At 34.7% G+C, this 19,464-nt stretch carries 19 protein-coding genes, 1 pseudogene and 2 other annotated features; of the genes and pseudogenes, 4 read left to right on the plus strand and 16 right to left on the minus strand.

Translation table 11 applies throughout. The annotated features are described in order from the left end of the window. Window positions 1-13 precede the first annotated feature (13 nt). The 5 genes from AABL52_RS17280 to AABL52_RS17300 all read right to left on the minus strand — a co-directional run bounded on the left by AABL52_RS17280 (window position 14) and on the right by AABL52_RS17300 (window position 5,177). Window positions 14-223 carry a DUF6366 family protein gene (locus tag AABL52_RS17280; RefSeq protein ID WP_000846275.1) on the minus strand — a complete coding sequence of 70 codons (210 nt, stop codon included), beginning with the start codon at window positions 221-223 and terminating at the stop codon, window positions 14-16. A gap of 112 nt (window positions 224-335) precedes the next feature. After that, window positions 336-1,229 carry a homoserine kinase gene (gene thrB, locus AABL52_RS17285; protein WP_341518038.1) on the minus strand — a complete coding sequence of 298 codons (894 nt, stop codon included), beginning with the start codon at window positions 1,227-1,229 and terminating at the stop codon, window positions 336-338. Further along, complete coding sequence (gene thrC, locus AABL52_RS17290; RefSeq protein WP_341518039.1) at window positions 1,226-2,284, minus strand: threonine synthase; 1,059 nt, start codon at window positions 2,282-2,284, stop codon at window positions 1,226-1,228. Before thrC ends, thrB begins: the two co-directional genes overlap by 4 nt. After that, the gene (locus AABL52_RS17295; protein WP_001066912.1) at window positions 2,277-3,572 is read right to left on the minus strand and encodes a homoserine dehydrogenase; all 1,296 of its coding nucleotides are present in this window, start codon (window positions 3,570-3,572) and stop codon (window positions 2,277-2,279) included. Before AABL52_RS17295 ends, thrC begins: the two co-directional genes overlap by 8 nt. A gap of 154 nt (window positions 3,573-3,726) precedes the next feature. Further along, window positions 3,727-3,958 (minus strand) — a binding site (T-box leader). Between the two features lie 114 nt (window positions 3,959-4,072). Further along, window positions 4,073-4,304: a binding site (T-box leader), on the minus strand. 234 nt (window positions 4,305-4,538) lie between these two features. Then, window positions 4,539-5,177 carry a pyridoxamine 5'-phosphate oxidase family protein gene (locus tag AABL52_RS17300; RefSeq protein ID WP_341518040.1) on the minus strand — a complete coding sequence of 213 codons (639 nt, stop codon included), beginning with the start codon at window positions 5,175-5,177 and terminating at the stop codon, window positions 4,539-4,541. Window positions 5,178-5,259: 82 nt separating this feature from the next. Between AABL52_RS17300 and AABL52_RS17305 the strand changes: the two genes are divergently transcribed. Further along, entirely contained in the window at window positions 5,260-5,868 is a 609-nt protein-coding gene (locus AABL52_RS17305) for an NUDIX hydrolase (protein ID WP_000141351.1), read from the plus strand. 48 nt (window positions 5,869-5,916) lie between these two features. On the opposite strand, the gene AABL52_RS17310 is transcribed toward AABL52_RS17305, so the two are convergent. From AABL52_RS17310 to AABL52_RS17330, 5 genes are all read right to left on the minus strand, one after another. Then, window positions 5,917-6,255 carry an SdpI family protein gene (locus tag AABL52_RS17310; RefSeq protein WP_120449859.1) on the minus strand — a complete coding sequence of 113 codons (339 nt, stop codon included), beginning with the start codon at window positions 6,253-6,255 and terminating at the stop codon, window positions 5,917-5,919. Between the two features lie 72 nt (window positions 6,256-6,327). After that, window positions 6,328-7,155 (minus strand): peptidoglycan-N-acetylglucosamine deacetylase, encoded by an 828-nt coding sequence (locus tag AABL52_RS17315; protein ID WP_341518041.1) that lies wholly within the window; start codon window positions 7,153-7,155, stop codon window positions 6,328-6,330. Between the two features lie 117 nt (window positions 7,156-7,272). Beyond that, the gene (locus AABL52_RS17320) at window positions 7,273-8,145 is read right to left on the minus strand and encodes an aminoglycoside 6-adenylyltransferase (protein WP_341518042.1); all 873 of its coding nucleotides are present in this window, start codon (window positions 8,143-8,145) and stop codon (window positions 7,273-7,275) included. 131 nt (window positions 8,146-8,276) lie between these two features. Continuing rightward, window positions 8,277-8,948, minus strand: a complete 672-nt coding sequence (locus tag AABL52_RS17325) for an O-methyltransferase (RefSeq protein WP_341518043.1) — start codon at window positions 8,946-8,948, stop codon at window positions 8,277-8,279. Between the two features lie 149 nt (window positions 8,949-9,097). Further along, window positions 9,098-9,817, minus strand: a complete 720-nt coding sequence (locus tag AABL52_RS17330) for a 3-ketoacyl-ACP reductase (protein ID WP_000818988.1) — start codon at window positions 9,815-9,817, stop codon at window positions 9,098-9,100. A gap of 196 nt (window positions 9,818-10,013) precedes the next feature. Here AABL52_RS17330 and AABL52_RS17335 point away from each other — a divergent pair. Further along, window positions 10,014-10,593 (plus strand): annotated as a pseudogene (locus tag AABL52_RS17335) (DUF3139 domain-containing protein). A 23-nt stretch (window positions 10,594-10,616) separates the two neighbouring features. Here the strand turns inward: AABL52_RS17335 and hitS are convergent. From hitS to AABL52_RS17350, 3 genes are all read right to left on the minus strand, one after another. Beyond that, entirely contained in the window at window positions 10,617-11,690 is a 1,074-nt protein-coding gene (gene hitS / locus AABL52_RS17340) for an envelope stress sensor histidine kinase HitS (protein ID WP_341518044.1), read from the minus strand. After that, window positions 11,687-12,364 carry a response regulator transcription factor gene (hitR, locus tag AABL52_RS17345; protein ID WP_217993853.1) on the minus strand — a complete coding sequence of 226 codons (678 nt, stop codon included), beginning with the start codon at window positions 12,362-12,364 and terminating at the stop codon, window positions 11,687-11,689. Before hitR ends, hitS begins: the two co-directional genes overlap by 4 nt. A gap of 88 nt (window positions 12,365-12,452) precedes the next feature. Continuing rightward, window positions 12,453-14,213, minus strand: coding sequence for an ABC transporter ATP-binding protein (locus AABL52_RS17350; RefSeq protein WP_341518045.1), 1,761 nt, complete (start codon window positions 14,211-14,213; stop codon window positions 12,453-12,455). Between the two features lie 240 nt (window positions 14,214-14,453). Between AABL52_RS17350 and AABL52_RS17355 the strand changes: the two genes are divergently transcribed. Then, complete coding sequence (locus AABL52_RS17355; RefSeq protein WP_001194294.1) at window positions 14,454-15,218, plus strand: alpha/beta fold hydrolase; 765 nt, start codon at window positions 14,454-14,456, stop codon at window positions 15,216-15,218. A gap of 98 nt (window positions 15,219-15,316) precedes the next feature. Here AABL52_RS17355 and entFM read toward each other — a convergent pair whose 3' ends face one another. Beyond that, window positions 15,317-16,603: an enterotoxin EntFM gene (gene entFM, locus AABL52_RS17360; RefSeq protein ID WP_098237705.1), complete on the minus strand. Its 1,287-nt coding sequence runs from the start codon at window positions 16,601-16,603 to the stop codon at window positions 15,317-15,319. 712 nt (window positions 16,604-17,315) lie between these two features. On the opposite strand from entFM, the gene AABL52_RS17365 reads away from it, so the two are divergent. Continuing rightward, complete coding sequence (locus tag AABL52_RS17365) at window positions 17,316-17,486, plus strand: hypothetical protein (protein ID WP_000789343.1); 171 nt, start codon at window positions 17,316-17,318, stop codon at window positions 17,484-17,486. A 42-nt stretch (window positions 17,487-17,528) separates the two neighbouring features. On the opposite strand, the gene AABL52_RS17370 is transcribed toward AABL52_RS17365, so the two are convergent. Together AABL52_RS17370 and AABL52_RS17375 are read right to left on the minus strand one after the other, a co-directional pair. Next, window positions 17,529-18,131, minus strand: a complete 603-nt coding sequence (locus AABL52_RS17370; RefSeq protein WP_341518046.1) for a nitroreductase family protein — start codon at window positions 18,129-18,131, stop codon at window positions 17,529-17,531. Window positions 18,132-18,376: 245 nt separating this feature from the next. Beyond that, window positions 18,377-19,330 carry a D-alanyl-D-alanine carboxypeptidase family protein gene (locus tag AABL52_RS17375; RefSeq protein ID WP_097843398.1) on the minus strand — a complete coding sequence of 318 codons (954 nt, stop codon included), beginning with the start codon at window positions 19,328-19,330 and terminating at the stop codon, window positions 18,377-18,379. Window positions 19,331-19,464: the final 134 nt, after the last annotated feature.

The raw sequence follows: 19,464 nt of genomic DNA on the forward strand, positions 1-19,464 counted from the left end.
TAATGGGCATTTCTTAACTAAAAAAATAAGTGTATATAATATAGCCTAAAACTAGCACTAAAATTACTAGCGCTGTACCTTTCCAATTCATACCACCTGTCATATCAACTGGACTACCGGATTCAGCTCTGTTTAATCCATCCTTTAAAGAGCCGGTAGGATTATTTTTCAATTCACTTTGCCTTATACGTTCTCTTTTTTCTTCTGGTGACTCTGTCTTCATACGATCACCTCCAAATGAATACACCCTTTACTAAATTATACATGATTACTTTTCTTTTATATGCCCACTGAAAAGATATTTACAACAAAAAAAGCTAGGAATGCTAGCTTTTTTATAGCCCTATATGTTCTTCTTTATTTACAGTAATTCCTCTATGATCGATTTCTAGCTCACACACTTTCATAGACGTAAATACTCTCGCTAATTGCTCAGCAATTTCTTGACGTTTATCATATGGCGTCAATATAAAAATGGATGGGCCTGCACCGCTAAGCGCTGTGCCGTATGCTCCAAATTCTTTTGCACATTTACGAATAGATGGTAATAACGGGACCAGTTCTAAACGAAATGGCTCGTGAAAATGATCTCTTTCCATCATTTCACCTACAACTTCCCACTTCTTTTGACAAAACGCAGCTACTAATACGTTGCTGATTGCACTAGCCTTAACTGCTTCATGAAATGGAAACACATCTGGTAATACAGATCGGCTTTCATCTGTATTTAACTCTTCATTTGGAATAAGAGAAATTACACCTAATTCCTTACTTTCAATTCTTACAACCGAAACATTCTTTCCATCAAGTGCTCCGATTACAGTTCCTCCTAATATCGAAGCAGCAACATTATCTGGATGTCCTTCAAAATTTGTAGCAATTTGAACTTTTTGATCAGTTGTTAAGTTCAAATTGCCTAGTTGATTCGCAAGCTCTATCCCAGCTACAATTGCTGATGCACTACTTCCTAGCCCTCTTGTTAGTGGGATATTACTAGTAACTTCTATTATATGGGGTGATAAAGAAGGACTCACCTTACATGCCGTGCTAACAATTAAATTTTTATCGTCTGTCGGAATAGACTCTTCAAAGGAATGAATTACTTGCCATTTATCAACTTTTTCTTTTACCACCACATCTAAATATAATGACAAAGCTATTCCTACTGAATCAAATCCAGGTCCAACATTCGCTGTACTAGCAGGAACACGAATACTTAATGGTATCACGACATAATCACCCCTTTAATATGCTCTTTAATTTTTTCTATATTATTTGAAACACTTGCAATATCTAATGTATTAGAAGAGATTGCGATATCAGGATCTTTCAACCCATTTCCAGTTAAAACCGCAACAACTGTCTCTCCTTTTTTGATTTTTCCAGATTGAACATGTTTAATAACGCCGGCTAATGAAGCATTTGATCCTGGCTCAGCGAAAACCCCTTCTGTTTTTGCTAATAATCTATACGCATGTAATATTTCTTCATCTGATACCATATCTATTTCACCGTGAGACTGCTTGGCAGCCTCTACTGCATATGACCAACTCGCTGGGTTACCGATGCGAATCGCTGTTGCAATTGTTTCAGGTTCTTCAATGACATGTCCCTTTACAATAGCAGCTGCTCCTTCCGCTTCAAACCCGTGAATTCTTGGCTTCTTATAGCCTTTTTCTTTCTCATATTCACAGAAACCTTTCCAGTACGCTGTAATATTTCCAGCATTTCCAACAGGAATCGCTAAAACATCTGGTGCACTTTGCAACTGTTCACAAATTTCAAATGCTGCTGTCTTTTGCCCTTCAATTCGATAAGGATTCACTGAATTTACTAATGTAATCGGCTCTTCAGCAGCAATATTTCTTACAGCCTTAAGTGCATCATCAAAATTTCCTTCTATTGAAATAATTTCAGCTCCATAGGCGACTGCTTGCGCTAATTTTCCATGTGCAATCTTTCCTTCAGGGATTACGATTATACATTTCATTCCAAGGCGTGCCGCGTATGCTGCGGCCGATGCCGAAGTATTACCTGTTGATGCACAAATAATTGCCTCCGAACCTTCTTCTTTCGCCTTCGCAACAGCCATTACCATACCACGATCTTTAAAAGAACCCGTCGGATTCGCTCCTTCATACTTACCGTATAACTGAATTCCTAATTGTTTTGATATGTTTAATAACGGAATAAGCGGTGTATTTCCTTCCATTAAGCTCACATCAGGTGTATTTTCATTCACCGGTAAATAAGAAGCATACTGTTTTAATAATCCTTTATACATATTGTTTTTCCTCCTCAATAATGTAATAACTGTTTATTTCACTTGCGACATCTTCTATCGCTCCTAGCACTCGTTCGAATTGATACTTTGAAGTTTGATGTGTCACAACAACGACTTCTGCAAGTTCACGATTTAAAGGTAATTGAATAACTTCTTTTAAACTTACAGAATAATTAACGAAACATTCTGTTATTTTTTGCAACATCCCAGGTTCATCTCGTAATGAAATACGTAAGAAATATTTCGAAACGACTTCTTCATCTCCTTGTAATTCATACGGTTCTGGTTCTTTTAACGCACTTTTATTTTTCGGAACTTGATTCATACTTTTAACAATTGAAATAATATCACTTACTACAGCAGAACCAGTCGGTAACTTCCCAGCTCCAGGGCCGTAAAACATTACTTCTCCTACCGCTTGACCGTGAACATATACTGCATTAAATTCATTATTTACATTTGATAATGGATGATGACTTGGTAAAAGTGTCGGTTCTACACTTAAATGAATGGCTGATCCTTGTTTCTCTGCTTTCCCAATTAATTTCATAGTAAACCCTAACTTTTCAGCCATTTGTAAATCTTCTTTTTCGACCTTTCGAATCCCTCTTACTTGCACATCATCTAAAGAAACATTCATCGAAAAACCTAAGTTTGCAAGAATGGCTACCTTTCTCGCCGCATCTAGCCCATCTACATCCGCTGTTGGATCCGATTCTGCGAAACCTAATTTTTGTGCTTCTTGTAACGCCTCTTCATACGACCATCCATTTTGACTCATCTTTGTTAACATGTAATTTGTTGTACCATTTACGATTCCCATTATTTTTTCAATTTGATCTGATGCTAATCCGTCTGTTAATCCTCTTAACACCGGAATACCGCCCGCTACACTTGCCTCGTAACATAAATCACAATCATTATCGTTCGCCAGTTGGAGAAGTTCTGCACCGTATACAGCCATTAAATCTTTATTTGCTGTTACGACATGTTTCTTATTTCGTAAAGCCTTAACAATGTGCTGCTTCGCTTCTTCAATTCCGCCCATTACCTCTACTACAATATCAATATTTGAATCATTTAGAACTTCATCGACATGACTTGTTACTACAATTCCATCAATACAAACATCACGTTCTTTTTCTAAATCACGTACAACGACTGTCTTTACCTTCACTTCATACCCTGTATCAAGTGCAATTTTTTTATAATGTTCTTTCAAAATATGGACAACACCACTTCCGACCGTACCTAAGCCTAACACCCCAACATTAATAACGTTATTCATCTTCTAATCTCCTCCTACAATTTTATTTTTTATCTTTATCAATCACCTTGCTCTGCTTTTTAATCATGCAGGTGGTGGTTATTTCCGTACGTACAAATCGTTTCATGTTACAGCACCTCCTTTCAAAGTAATAAAAAAACACACTCATCCCTAGGAAAGGGACGAATGTGTTTTCGTGGTTCCACCCTTGTTCCAACCTAGACATATTTCTCCCTAGATTGCTCAAGTTCAGATAACGGCTGATTCCGTCAATAATTACTAGATTACTCGTTCACTATTGAAGTTCAAAGGTGGTAAAACCATTTCTCGTGTTAGGAAGCTCACACCCTTGGCTCCCCTCTCTGTAAACCGTAAAAATGATTTCATGTCCTTATCGTTACTTTTCGTTCATGTTTATTTGTTAACTCATTATACTCGCATAAAAAACAAAATCAATACTATTTTTTAATTATTTTTAATTTTCAATCTCAGGAACTATAAAAAAACACACTCATCCCTAGGAAAGGGACGAATGTGTTTTCGTGGTTCCACCCTTGTTCCAACCTAGACGTATTTCCCCCTAGATTGCTCAAGTTCAGATAACGGCTGATTCCGTCAATAATTACTAGATTACTCGTTCACTATTGAAGTTCAAAGGTGGTAAAACCATTTCTCGTGTTAGGAAGCTCACACCCTTGACTTCCCTCTCTGTAAACCGTAAAAATGATTTCATGTCCTTATCGTTACTTTTTCGTTCATGTCTATTTGTTAACTTATTATAATTATCAACTTTTTAAAAAGCAAGCCTATTTTTACTAACTATTTTCAAAATCATTTTTTATTATATTTCACAATAACATTTTACAATTGCCGCTCGATTTACCTATTTTGTTATTTCTCCAGTTTGTAAATCAATGGTTCACATATAAATATCCCATTCTAAAACGCGTAGATACTTACCTTACAAAGATATATTAATAAAGTTTTTTAATACAATCTTTTCGTATAACTTTCTTCTAAAGAACGTGCAACATCCTCTTCCGAAGTATTTACTTTCGCGTGCTCCAGCAACATTTTTGCTGCTGAAGGTAACTCTTTTTTATTTAACCAAGATTCTGGATCCCACATTTTCGAACGAATAAAAGCTTTTGCACAATGAATGTAGCATTCCTCTATTTCAACAACAATTCCAAGTAGCGGAGTGCGTCCATTCGCCTGCATTTCTTGCAAAATTTCTTCGTCGTTTGTTATATACGCTCGGCCATTTATTCGGAGTGTCTCCCCAAGACCTGGAATAAAAAAGAGTAATCCTACACGTGGATTTGAAATAATATTCAAAATGGAGTCTATACGGCGGTTGCCTGGTCTTTCTGGAATAATAATTTTATTATTATTTAATACGTAAACAAATCCAGGTGCGTCTCCTCTCGGCGAAGCATCGCACTCTCCTAATTTATTTGCAGTAGACAATACTAGAAAAGGAGATTTTGACAAAAAATCTATGCAATGGTGGTCTAATGATGAAATAACTTTCTTTAACGCTCGCTCACTTGGTTGCCCCAATATTTTCCGTAATTCTTCCTCTGTTGAAATAATCGATTTTATTTCTTTACTCTCTATCCCCACTATTAACCACTCCGTTTTTCTTTATTTTCCCAAAATTCAATACAAATATTGTATAATAAAATTTGCAGAAAGGGGAATTTAAATGACAGAGTGGTTAACAATATTTGATCCTGAAAGAAATACACTTGGGAAGAAATTGCGTGATGAAGTGCATCGTGACGGTGATTGGCACGAAACATTTCATTGTTGGTTTGTAGAAAAAGATGATGAAGATATGTTCTTATATTTCCAATTACGCTCTAAAAATAAAAAAGAAGCTCCGGGTATATGGGATATTACTTCAGCCGGACATATTATGCATGATGAAGATGTACAAATTGGTGGTCTTCGTGAAATTAAAGAAGAACTGGGGCTTTCTTTTCAAACGACTGAGTTAGCATACAAAGGCATCTTTAAAATAGATTATGAAATTTCAAATCTTACAGATCGCGAGTTTTGTCATATGTATTTTCACAATGTCATCAATCCACTTCCATTCGCACCAGGTGAAGAAGTAGACGATGTGATGAAAGTACATGCAACTTCTTTTCTACAACTACTAAAAAGAGAGATTTCATCTTTTACAGCTATTTCTGTTTTAAGCAATAAACCGATAACGATAACATTTGAAGATATTTATCCATATGATCTTGCATACTATGAATTTGTTATAGAAAAAGGAAAAGACTTACTAGAAAATAATAGTTTATAAATAAAATAGGACTCCTAGCATTATATTGCGTGGAGTCCTATTTTTTCATTATTGTTCAAGTATTTTTAATCTACTCTCTACTCGTATAAATAAACGAATGATTAATAACAGCATAATCACCATAATCGCTATCATTGTATGTGGATATCTAAACAGTATACTAACAACACTTCCAATTAACATCATGATGAATCCGTTTTGCTTCATCACTTCTGAACTATACCTATTACCTACATCCCATAATTCTTTATTTTTCATAGATCGTTTCGTACGATAACCATATGCCGCATTAATATCGGTCGGTGGATTTTTTTGAAGGACAATTGCCGCAAGTATAAATATAATACCTATTAAAATACTCATTCCTATGTTTATTAGTGCATACATCAATTATATCCCCTCCTAACCTACAGCTTCATCATACGACATAATCCTGTTTTTTCCAATTCCACAACACATTCATTTTCTTTCTTTTGATGTCTGGAACATACTTGGAAGTGTTACAAAACGCGCCCCTTTTGTTTTTAACTGAGGAATGATTTTGTCTAGTGCATCTACAGATCCTTGTAAACGCCCACCTGGAGTCGAATGCTGAAGGATAACACTGCCAGGAAATGAATTCCCTAACACATTATTTGTAATCGTATCAGCGCTTATTCCTTTCCAATCAACCGTATCAACACTCCATTGTACAATCATAAAATTTTGCTCTGTTGCCCACTTCAATTGATTTTCAAGTATTTCACCGTACGGTGGACGAATAAACTTCGGTGCATAACTAGCTAAACGATTTAATATTTCTTCTGTTTTTATAATTTGATTACGGTACTCAGTATCATTTACTTTCGCTAAATTTGGATGGCTGTACGTATGATTGCCAATTACATGCCCTTCATTCGCAATACGCTTTACTACATTCGGAAACTTTTCTGCATTTTCACCGAGCAGGAAAAATGTAGCTTTTACATTATGTTGTTTTAACTTATCTAAAATTTTCGGCGTAAATTCTAAATCTGGTCCATCATCAAATGTAAGAGCGACTTCCGCTTTATTATACGGTCCTGAAAATGCATAAGCATATTTTTCGACCCACGAAAATGGTGTCCACGATCCACGCTCATATGCTTTCATTTGTACTACATAGTTTTGCGGGATATATGCGTATGGCAATGAATTTATATAGTCACCATAGTAAAATGAGTTATATGGCATATAGGCGTACGAAACATCTTGTTCTAGTCCCCATTCATATGGAGCAAACATTTCTGGCGAATAAAAATAATACATGATAAAAACCTCCCTAAAATTTCATATGTGATTCCTCTGCACTTTGTTAGAGAAATTCTTATTCATAAACAAAAATAAGACTGTCCTTAATTAGGACAGTCTTATTACTTAATAAAACTAATAAATTACTTTACTATCTCTCAGTAATGTTCTCACATGTTTTAAATAACTTGTCACTCTGTCATCATCAACTTGCGGGTATTGATATCCATAAGCGTTAGCAAATTCGTTCGCAACTTCCCTAAACATATCTCCCATTACAAAAAATGACTCCCATATGTCTTCATATTCAGCATTCGAATAGGTCCTTTTAAATTGCTCCCACATATCTTTTTCAATATATTGCTCAAAATGCTTCCCAAACTTTCCTGCATTACCTGTAAAGTCTGTTTTCATACCAATATGCCATTCTAGCATTACAATGAACATATCTCGTACTGGACCATCGAGCATCCCTTTCGCATAAGAAAGTTCTTCTCTCCATAGTCCTTTCCCTACATTCGTACTACACCACCAAAATTCATTACAGCAATCTAAAAACTCTTTTTCTGTAGGCTTTTGTATTAAGTAATCTTTATCGCTTGCTGGTGGAAATTCAACAATACAATTATCTTTATCCAGAAGCAGTTTACTTAAACTATCTTGTCCAACGAACTTATTTATCAAATCAAATGGAACGAGCGTTAAATCAATTCGATTTCCATCCATAAACTGCATTAAATACGGAAATTTCCCGTCTTCGTCCGCTGGAATTAATGACATTTCTTCTGGCATTTGTACAATCATTATTTCTCCAAATCTATGAATCCAATTATGATTAGACGTAAAAGATTGTATATCACTTACAACATACATAATATCATAGTCTTGAAAACAATCTCTTTTCACATTTGGATTTACACGTGATCCATTCATGATGACAGCTCGGATTCTATCATCCTCTTTTGCTGTATCCATAATTAAGTCTAACATTTCTTTTTCAGTTCTCATCTATTCCTTACCTCCAATTTTTATATAAACTTATATTTTCAAGTATGTTGGAGGTCCACGAGCTAGCTGCGTTATACACGATACATGTTATAATTTTTGAAATTTCTTTTTCATCTTTTTATCTCCTTTCGTCATTCTTTTACGACTGCCATGACAAATCCATCGTATCCTTTACTTCCTACAGTTTGAAGCGCAGTAGCACTTACACGTGGCTCTGCAGCTATTAATTCATAGAAGCGACGTATCCCTTGCACGCGAGGATCATTACTCATATTGTCAATAACTTCTCCTTCACGTACTACGTTATCCCCAATAATTATAGTACCAGGGCGTGATAGCTTCAGTGCCCATTCAAAATAAGCAGGGTTATTTTGTTTATCGGCGTCTATAAAAATAAAATCAAATGGTTCATACTTCTCATTTTCGATTTGCCGTAAAGATTCTAAAGCTAATCCTGTTCGTACTTCAATTCTATCATTCAAATTGGCACGCTCAATATTGTTACGTGCAATTTCTGCATGTTTTTCATTTGCTTCCAATGTAACAACTCGGCCTCCAGATGGCAATCCCCTTGCAAGCCATATCGTGCTATATCCACCTAGAGTACCAATCTCTAATATATTACGAGCCCCTTGAATTTGTACTAGTAGTTGCAAAAACTTACCTTGCGTTGGCGATACATCGTGTGCTGGTAATTTAGCTGCAGCGTTTGCTTGAAGAACTTCTTCTAATGTAGAATCTTTCGGTATTAATACATCACTCACATATTGATCAACAGCCGTCCATCTCTCAATCGTACTCATGTAAATACCATCCCCTTCAATTTCTTAATACTTTTCTACCATTCACTTTTGATTATACTGTAATTTCTGTCTCATATACAAAAAATAAAGAAGGGACATCCACTCCATCACAGAATAGATATCCCTTCTTTTGTTTCTAAATTTATCCCTTACGGATTAGTAGACCAAAGTCCTGCTGATTTAATAAATGTACGTTTATTTAATTTCAGCTGTGCTACGATAAACTCTGCAATATCTTCTGCTTGCATTACTTTATCTGGGTTTCCATCAGTTAATCCTAAATCTACAGCCATATCCGTTGCTACTGTACTTGGTGTTAAAGCTGTCACACGAATGTTATGTTTACGAACTTCCATCGCTAACGATTCTGTTAAGCCAAGAACACCAAATTTAGAAGCACTGTATGCACTTGTTACAGGTGCACCCTTTTGTCCTGCTGTAGATGAAATGTTAATGATATCACCAGATTGTTGTTCAATCATACTTGGTAAAGCTGCACGAGTTGCATAGTACACACCCATTAAGTTTACTTGAATGATTTTTTCCCAATCAGCAACGTCTAGTTCTAAAAACTTACCGAATTTAGAAATACCAGCGTTATTAATTAAAATATCGATAGATCCTAAACCGGTTTTTAACGTTTCAATTGCAGTCGTTACCTCTTCATATGAAGATACATCAGCAGTCGCAATAACAGCTTTTACGCCTTCTGCTTCTACTTCTTTCGCTACAGCTTTTAAGTTTTCTTCTGAACGAGCTAAAAGACCTACGTTTACGCCTTCTTTCGCTAATGCAATCGCTACAGCACGACCAATCCCTCTACCTGCTCCTGTAATTAAAGCATTTTTGCCTTGTAATAATTCTGCCAAGTATAACACTCCTTAATCGTCTCAGTTGTTTATTATTATATTAAAAGTGTAACTATATTTATGTAAAAAGGCAATGATGCACTTTCATGTGCGTAGGTTACCTGTGGGTAACTATAATATTTTTTTATAAGTCTCACATGTTTTATCATCATTCATGTAAAATAAAAATAAATCCAGCATAGGGGAGTGTATGTGTATGAAAAGAAAAAAATGGTTCTTGTCACTAACTGCAGTCGGACTATGTATCATATTTTTTGCGATGTACTTTATATTTGGTAATCCACTAAATTATAAAGTAATAGAAAAAGATACTAGCAATTATCTCCATACTATAAAAAACTATAAGCAAGAAGAAATACAAAGCATAACTGGAAAATATACTCCCATTTATAATATCGGCTATTATGCAGAGGTAGTATATAAAGACGAACCCTATTTTACATACTCTTATACATACGATAATAATAATACAAGACAATGGCATTTTAGGAAGACATACTGAATCATTTGAGCATCTTAATTTAAATTGGTCACTGTTCGACCAATTAATAAGAGGTATTCATACAAACTTACAAGAAAGAGGTTTAAGTGAAAAAAAGGATTATTCTATACGAAGCGTTCAATTCATTGATATCGATGATGATAAAAACGGTGCAGAAGCATATGTTAACTTTAAGAAAGATACAAAATCAGATTATTCATACCGTATGAATAACGAAGGAAAGGCTTATCAATATAGTTGCAGTAACGGGGAATGTATTTTTAAAGAGAAATAGTGTTAGAAGATATCCTCCTAACACTATTTTCCTTCATTATTCGGAATACACACAATAAATTCTGCGCCATTCCCTTCCTCACTCTCGACTTTTATTTCTCCTTGATGAAGGTCGAGTACTTTTTTTACGATGGCCAAACCTAAGCCACTTCCTCCATAAGTACGATTTCGTGAAGTGTCCGCTTTATAAAAACGTTCAAAAATATGTTGTTTCTGTTCTTCGGATATACCAATTCCCGAATCACGAATACGTACTTCCACTACTTTCTCATGTTTTTGTAACTGGATTGTAATTGTGCCACCACTTGGCGTAAATTTAATACTATTATGAATTAAATTAATCCACACTTGACTCATACTTTCTTGGTCAGCAATAACATTTACTTTTTCTAAATCCAGTTCTAATTCAATTTCTTTTTCAGCCCAGAGCGGTTCACTATTTAATACAATTTGCTTTAACTGTTGATCTAATCGATACGCCACTCTTTCTGGTGTATACTCTTCCGCCTCTAAAAGAGTTAGTTTCAGTAAATTTTGACTTAGTTTAGATAATCTCGTCGTTTCTGTTTCAATAATAGTAAGATAATGCTTTCTTTTTTCCTCCGAAAGATTATCATCTTGTAGTGCTCTTGCGAATCCTTTTATAGAAGTTAATGGTGACTGTATTTCATGAGAAACATTCGATACAAATTCCTGACGCATTTTCTCCATCGTATTCAGTTCATCTGTCATATCATTTATACTTTTTACGAGTACACCAATTTCTCCATCATACTTTTCTTCATTGCGTATTTTTACGGAGAAGTCTCCTTTTGCAATTTTTTGTATCGGTTCAATAATCGTCCAAATCATTGCCTGTCGTTTTGGTCTCATTAATATCCCAATCAATGTCCAGATAAGAACAATAAATACAAAGCCGACCATATCACTAATTAAAAAAGTAACAAACGGCGATACATTTACTTCCAGAGCATTCAATATACTAGTTGCTACATAAAATGCGATAGACCAAATTATAGTGAGAAAAGAAAAAAGCGCTAATACCGCTCCAATTACTTTCAACATCTTCAGCCTACTCATTTGTTTTCTTTTCCTCATTTACTTACCTCTAAGCGATACCCTAAACCTCTTATCGTTTTAATACTGAACTTCGACTTCTCTTCTTGAAACTTCTCACGTAGCCGATTAATATGAACGTCTAGTGTACGTTCATTCCCTTCAAAATCATATCCCCATACATCTTCAATTAATTGCTCTCTCGAACACGTTCTTCCTGCTTTAGAACCTAAAGTAAAAAGCAATTCGAATTCTTTTAGCGGTAATGTAACTGTTTGTTCTCCAACTGAAACTTCAAATGTTTTACGATTTAACAATACATCTCCAACTTGAATCGATTGCGACACTGTAATTTGGTAACGTTTCAATAATGCCTTAACTCTCACTACTAGTTCTATCGGATCAAATGGTTTTACAAGATAATCATCCGTGCCAAGGTGAAATCCTTTTACTTTTTGGGACGTCTCCCCTTTCGCAGTTAGCATCAAAATCGGAATATCATAGTACTTCCTTAATTCAAAACATACATCAAATCCATCCATATTCGGCATCATGATATCAAGAATAACCATATCAACTTTTACTTCATCTATTTTCTGAAGTGCATCTAGACCATCAATTGCCTCATATGTTTGAAAACCTTCTCGTTCTAAAAATACAGAAACAAGTTCTCTAATATGCGGATCGTCGTCCACTATTAAAATGTTAGGTATCAAAGAAACCATTTCCTTTCTAATTAGCATCCGTAATAAAAATTTTAAAAATGAATAATCAGCGGAGTACCACCCCCACTGATTATTCATTTTATAATGCGCCCTCTTTAATTTTCAATTGTTGCGTTGCAAATTCGCGATACATATCATGTGTGCGTAACAATTCATCATGTGTACCGCTTCCTGTAAGATTCCCTTTTTCTATAAAGATAATTTTATCGGCATCTACAACAGTAGAAAGTCTATGTGCAATAACTAACGTTGTTCTGCCTTTCATTAAGTTATTTAACGCCTTTTGAACGACAGACTCTGATTTACTATCTAGACTGGAAGTTGCTTCATCTAACATAAGAATTTGTGGATTTCGAAGTAATGCTCGGGCAATGGCAATTCGCTGTCTTTGTCCTCCAGAAAGCTTCACACCACGTTCTCCAACTTCTGTTGCGTATCCGTTTGGCAAATCATGAATAAATGCATCAACATATGCCATTGCTGCTACTTTTTCAATTTCTGCATCAGTCACTTCACCCTCAACACCGTAGCAAATATTATCACGAATCGTTCCATCAATTAACGGACTATCTTGTGATACGTAACCGATTTGACGTCGCCATGACTGTAGTGAATAATTCTTAATTGAGTCTTTTCCTAATTTAATAGCACCGCTAGTTGGCTCATAAAAACGTTCTAATAGTGAGAATAACGTCGTTTTCCCGCTACCACTTGGTCCTACAATTGCTGTTACTTTTCCTGATTCAATTGTGAAATCAATATTCTTTAAAACTTGCTCTTCTTCGTTATACTCGAAATGTACATTTTCAAGAACGATTGGTTGCTTAGCATTTGTGACCTTCATACCAGTTTCATGATCTTCTACTTCATATTCTAAAATTGTATTAATTCTTTCCGTTGCACCAATTGCCTTTTGGAATTGTGTAAAGAACATAGATAATTGACTCATCGGCATTATAATTTGTACTAAATATAAAATAAACGCTACTAGTTCCCCTGTTGTTAATGCACCGCTAGAAACACGCATTCCACCATACCCTACGATAATAACAAGCAATGCCATTAAAACAAACGACATAACTGGTGAAATTAACGCTTGCACTTTACCTTCTTTCAAACCAAATTGCAATAACTTTTCAATACCTTTATTTCCAGTTTCATATTCCCTTTTTTCTGTGTTCGAAGATTTTACTAAACGAATTTCTGATAATACTTGCGTTAATACACTAGTAAAAGAAGCCGTTTCATCTTGAAGTGCTTTTGAAATCTTATACATTTTTCGTCCAAGTGGAACTAAAATAAGTACTGATAATGGAATAACGGTTAAAAGTAAAAGTGTCATTTTCCAATCTAAAACAAATAATACAATTAATGATCCAACAATTGAAATACCACCTGTTAATAAGTTTGACAAGTGCTCAGAAATTAATGTTTTCACAACTCCTGTATCATTTGTCATACGGCTAATTGTATCGCCTGTTCTATTTTGATCATAATAAGTTACCGGTAAAATAAGCACCTTTTTCCACAAGCGTTCTCTCAGTCCAGCTACAATCTTCTGCCCAATATAATTTAATAAATATATAGATAATCCTGCAGCTATAGTTTGCATAATAAAGAATGCAACTAGCCCAATAATTTGTCCTGTACTTATTGACGAAAGTGAAAAATTATCTACTAACCCTTTCGTTAACATCGGTATAAATAAACTCGCTCCTGTAGAAAGCAAACTCATTAATAACGCAAAAGCAAGAATCCCTTTTGGAGGATTTGTATCTTGAATAAGGCGTAAAAACTGCCTCCAGTTCCCTTTTTTCTTCATCTCATTTCTAACTTCCATTCCTGTTCATCTCCTCGTGTTAAACCAAACTGTTCTTTCTAAAAATAGAATACAATACAAATGTAAACTGAATGTAAACACACTTTTTCTGTTTTTACAAAATATACATACAAACGCATCTTTACAACAGATATAAATATCTGATATTATTACCTAGTGCTAAATATTATTTTATGTGAATTATAAATTACCAATTTACGATACTATATAAATCTCCCGTTATTGAAAGGAGTATCCTTTTTGCAAACAAATATACATTCCGAAAAGGAAACAATTATTTTTATTCATGGATTAGTCGGCAATCGTCGTGCCTTCAAAAAAGAGCATAAACGATTTTCCGCCTCTTACAACGTTATTACTTACGACTTATTAGGTCATGGTGATGATAAAGGTGCAGATATCGAATTTTCATTACAGCGTCTCGTAGATCAATTATTGAATTTATATGAAAAAGAAGGCATTCAAAAAGCTCATATTTGCGCTCTAAGTTACGGCTGTTATATCTCTACAATTTTTGCACAAATGCATCCAGAAAAAGTATTGAGCATTTGTCACATTGGTGGACATTATAATAATCCATCCCTTTTATATAACGTATTTCAAAAGTTTTGGGAGAAGCGAGGAGACGAGTACTCTAAATGGCTCTCTCAATACGCAAATACCATTTTCCCAAGTGGCATGCTAAAAGCAAATCCGTTCGCAGTCATTTCAAGAAATATTTATTACCGTTTCGGATTGCAATTACATTCATCAATTATCGCCCAATCATTACGGCATCGTTTAGAATTCGATTTAAAATCTAAATTAAAATCACTTCCCCACCCTATTCTATGGGTAATGGGTGAACATGATCATCTCTATAAATCTTGTCTTTTTGATTTGAAATCCATTCTTCCTAACGTTTTATATAAAGAAATACCGCTTGCAGGACATGCAGCAAACTTATTTCGCCCGAACTACTTCCATGACCTATACGCTCGATTTTTAAATGGGAAGTTACAGTAAAAACTACTACATTTCCAATTTATTCAACTATAAAAAGGCTTCCCAAGTTTCCCTGGAAAGCCTTTTCTCTATACGAAAAGTATATAAACTACTTTTTCTTAGTATGCTTTTGTGTAACCTAACATGTGCTTGCTCCAGTAAGAGTTACTTACAGAACTAATACGTACACCAGTTGCATCAGTTTCTGCACTAATGAACTGACCGTTCCCTAAGTAAACACCCATGTGAGAAGGACCTGATTTATAAGTATTTTGGAAGTATACTAAATCACCTGGTTGTGGATTGCTAGTTTTTGTTTTAGAGCTCCAGTATCCAGCAACTGTTTGACGAGCGCCTTTATGACCAGTTTGATTTAATACATAGTGAATGAATCCACTGCAGTCAAAACCAGCAGGTGTTGTACCAGCAGTTCTGTATGGTGAACCATTTAAAGATCTAGCGAATCCAGCGATTGAAGATGTATTTCCACCTGTTGTTGGTTGTTGTACGTCTTTACCTGGTTGTTGAACGTTATTTGTAACATTATTGTTATTCGTAACGTTGTTTACTCCGCCTTTTACAAACTTAACGAAGTCTGCACTTACGTAACCTGTACGGCCATTATGGTTAATTTTGTACCAACCATTTTCAGCGCCAGTAACGTTTAATACTTTACCGTTTGTTACGCCACCGATTACAGCGTTGTATGTAGCTGGGCCTGTACGTACTTTTAAAGCACCAGTGTTAACAACATAAGAACCACCAGTTTGAACTGTAGTAGTATTGTTGTTTGTAGTTGGTTGTTGTGTTTCGTTAGATACAGCAGAACCACCTTTTGTTACGAAGTCTTTGCTTACGTATCCAGTTCCACCATTGAAGTTGATTTTAAACCAATCTTGTACTTCACCAACAACTTGTACTGTTTTACCTTTATTTACAGAACCTAATACTGTATGAGATGTACTTGGGCCTGTACGTACGTTAAGTGAAGAAACGTTTACTGTGTAAGTACCAGTTCCTTGTTGAACAGTAGTTCCTGTTTTACCACCAGTCGTTACGAAGTCACCACTTACATAACCAGTTTGACCGTTTACAGTTACTTTGAACCAACCGTTTTCTTGTCCAATTACTTGTAGTACTTGACCTGATTTCACTTTAGAAATCACGTTATGTCCTGTACCAGCACCTGAACGAACATTTAATACATCAGCTGTTACCGTGTATTTTAATTCAGAAGTTGTTTCTACCTTTTTTGTTTCAGTTACAGTCGTTTGAGTTTGAGTTTGAGTTTGTCCATTAATTTCTTTTAGCGCCTCATTTGAAACTTGTGCTTGAGCAGAATCCATACCTGGAACTGCAACACCCACTACAGAAGCTGCTGCTAAACCTGCAATTACTTTTTTCATAAGTTGTCTTTACTTCCTTTCCCTACTATCCTCTTAAAAAAACTTATAAACTTAATACATTACAATATTATCAAAGTAAAATATTCATTAAGTTCCATTTTTTAACAAGAGTTTTATTTTTCACACAGAGTTCATTTTAAACGAATGAAGTGAATTCCGTGTGAACTTCATGTGAACTTTACCATTAAACTTATTGTTTTTGCAATGCTTTTTTCAATTCTCTTATGTATTTCATTGAAAATTCGACATTTCATTCATTATCTTAATATATATTTTCCTATCCACTCCGAAAAACTCTATTAATCTAATACAATGCAAAGAATGTACTTCCTATTAAGGTTCCTTCCATGAAGCATACTCTTATCATGACAAAAAATGCTTTTTTTATCAATAGTATAATATTTTCTGAAAACTTTTTTTGATACTGTCTATCGCCTTTAAAAGATTTGATAATTTGTAAGATTTAACTTCAAAAATTCTGTTCTAATTTGACGAAAATGCACATTCCACTCACTATTTTCCGCTACATATGGAATTTTCAGGATATTTATATTATCATATATACAGTGGTGTCTTAATCCATACATGTATTATCCACACTACCCGGAAGCCAATCGAACTTTTACAGGTCGGTATTCTCCACGTAGCATTGAATTTTGAGATGGAAGTCTTATCGCCTGCAAATATTGTGATGAAAGAAGGAGGTATATTTATGAAAAACATAATAGATGATCCTATAAATAAAAATATAGAACTGTACTATGCTTTTTTTCAATTCGTTTCAATTATTACCTTACAAAAAATATCAACTATTGAAACACGTAAAAACGAATTAAAAAATCAGATGAAAAATTCCTATCAAAAAAATCCTTACTCCTTATAAAAAGGTGAACAGATTATATTTCTGTTCACCTTTTATCCCGCATTATTTATAAATTTTCACACGATTCTCTAAAGGTTGGTATTCTTTTTCACCTGCAGTTACCACCGGTTTACCAAACGGCATTTGCGCAGTAAGTTTCCAGCTTTCTGGAACTTCCCATTCTTTTCTCACTTCTTCATCAATTAATGGATTGTAATGCTGCAATGTAGCACCAAATCCTTCAATTTCTAAAGCCGTCCAAATTGCAAATTGTAACATTCCTGAGGATTGTTGAGACCAAACCGGAAAATTCTCTTTATATAAGGCAAAGTTTTCTTGCAGTTGTTCCACTACTTGACTATCTTCGAAGTATAGGACCGTTCCATAACCATTTTTAAATGCATTCATTTTTTCTTCAGTAGATGCAAAATTATTTTCAGGTACAATTTTTCGTAACGTTTCTTTCGTAATATCCCATAACTTATCGTGTTGTTCTCCAAGCAAGACGACAACGCGAGCGCTCTGAGAGTTAAAAGCTGAAGGTGTATGTTTTACAGCATGATAAATCACTTCTTGAATTTTATCATCAGAAACTACTTGCTCTTTACTAATCGCGTAAATAGATCTTCTGTCTTCAATTGCCGAGTAAAAATCTTTTGCCATCATAATTCCCTCCAATTTTCATTTGAGGCTTTTTCATATGTACACATCATATTCTGCCTCTTAAAACTTATCATTAATAAGTTTCTAACTTTATACTATCAACAAACAATAATAAACTCAAATAATAACACTCACATTTTTTACCTTCTTATTTCCTAGTTCTAAAAATAAAAAGGTAATTTATCGTTACCTATAATAAGTAACAACAAATTACCTTTCTTATATAATGATCTAACTCAATATTTCACTTAATTAACTAAGCCAAATGCATAAGACATTAACTTATTCGTCTCTGTAAAACGCTTCGTTTTACCTTTCGTTCCCATTACAACTGTAATAATACGAGTATTACCTTGTTTTGCTGTACCCGTAAAACAATACCCCGCGCTATCTGTAAATCCTGTTTTTAATCCGTCTATTCCTTCTATATATAAAGCTTTATTATTTTTGTTTAACATATCATTTGTACTTATAACATTAATATTATTAAATGCTAACTGACTTTGACGTAAATGAGTCACTTCTAATATTTCTGGATAATCTTTTATAAGATGATACGCCAAGTTTGCTACATCAGCAGCTGTCATCTTTGTCTCACTTCCATCAGGTTCTTGTAGTCCTGACGCATTTGCAAATTTAGCATAATCCGACATTTTTAACTGCTTTGCTTTTTCATTCATACGCTGAACGAAATCTTTCTCTGTTTTTGCCATATGTTCTGCTAAAGCTACAGCCGAATTATTTGCTGATTCAATCATTAATGCATGATACAAATCTTTAACAGTTAATGTGTCATTAACTTGGACTGGGATTCTCGCACCCTCTGTTTGTGCCGCTTTCACACTCATTTTCACCGGATCTTCCCAGCGAACTTTCCCATTATGTACATTTTCTAATAGTAGGTACGCTGTCATCATCTTAGACATACTTGCTGGCGCAAAAGCTTCATTTTCATTATGTTGATAAATAATATCTCCATTACTCGCATCGATAATCATAGCTGCTTTTGCATCAATTTCCGGTGGTATGTACTTTGGTGGCACTACTTTTTCAGTTAATCCTGTTTTAGGTAGTTCTGCCACCTGTAAAGGTTGTCCCTCTACATTTGTTGCACTCTTTTGAGTTCCTTGGAATAAGAACCAACATATCCCTAAAATAATGACTACTAGGATCGTCAGCCTTCCCCATTTTAACCGCTTCATTTCAAAACTCCTTTAGCAAACCATTTATACACTCACATTTAACCATAACAACAATTACTTTATATCGTCAAGGTAAAAAGCATATTTATTCATCCTATACATTTATGTTACACTTAAAATACCGAAATATAAGA

It is taken from the genome of Bacillus paramobilis (assembly GCF_038096195.1).
Taxonomy (GTDB): domain Bacteria; phylum Bacillota; class Bacilli; order Bacillales; family Bacillaceae_G; genus Bacillus_A; species Bacillus_A mobilis.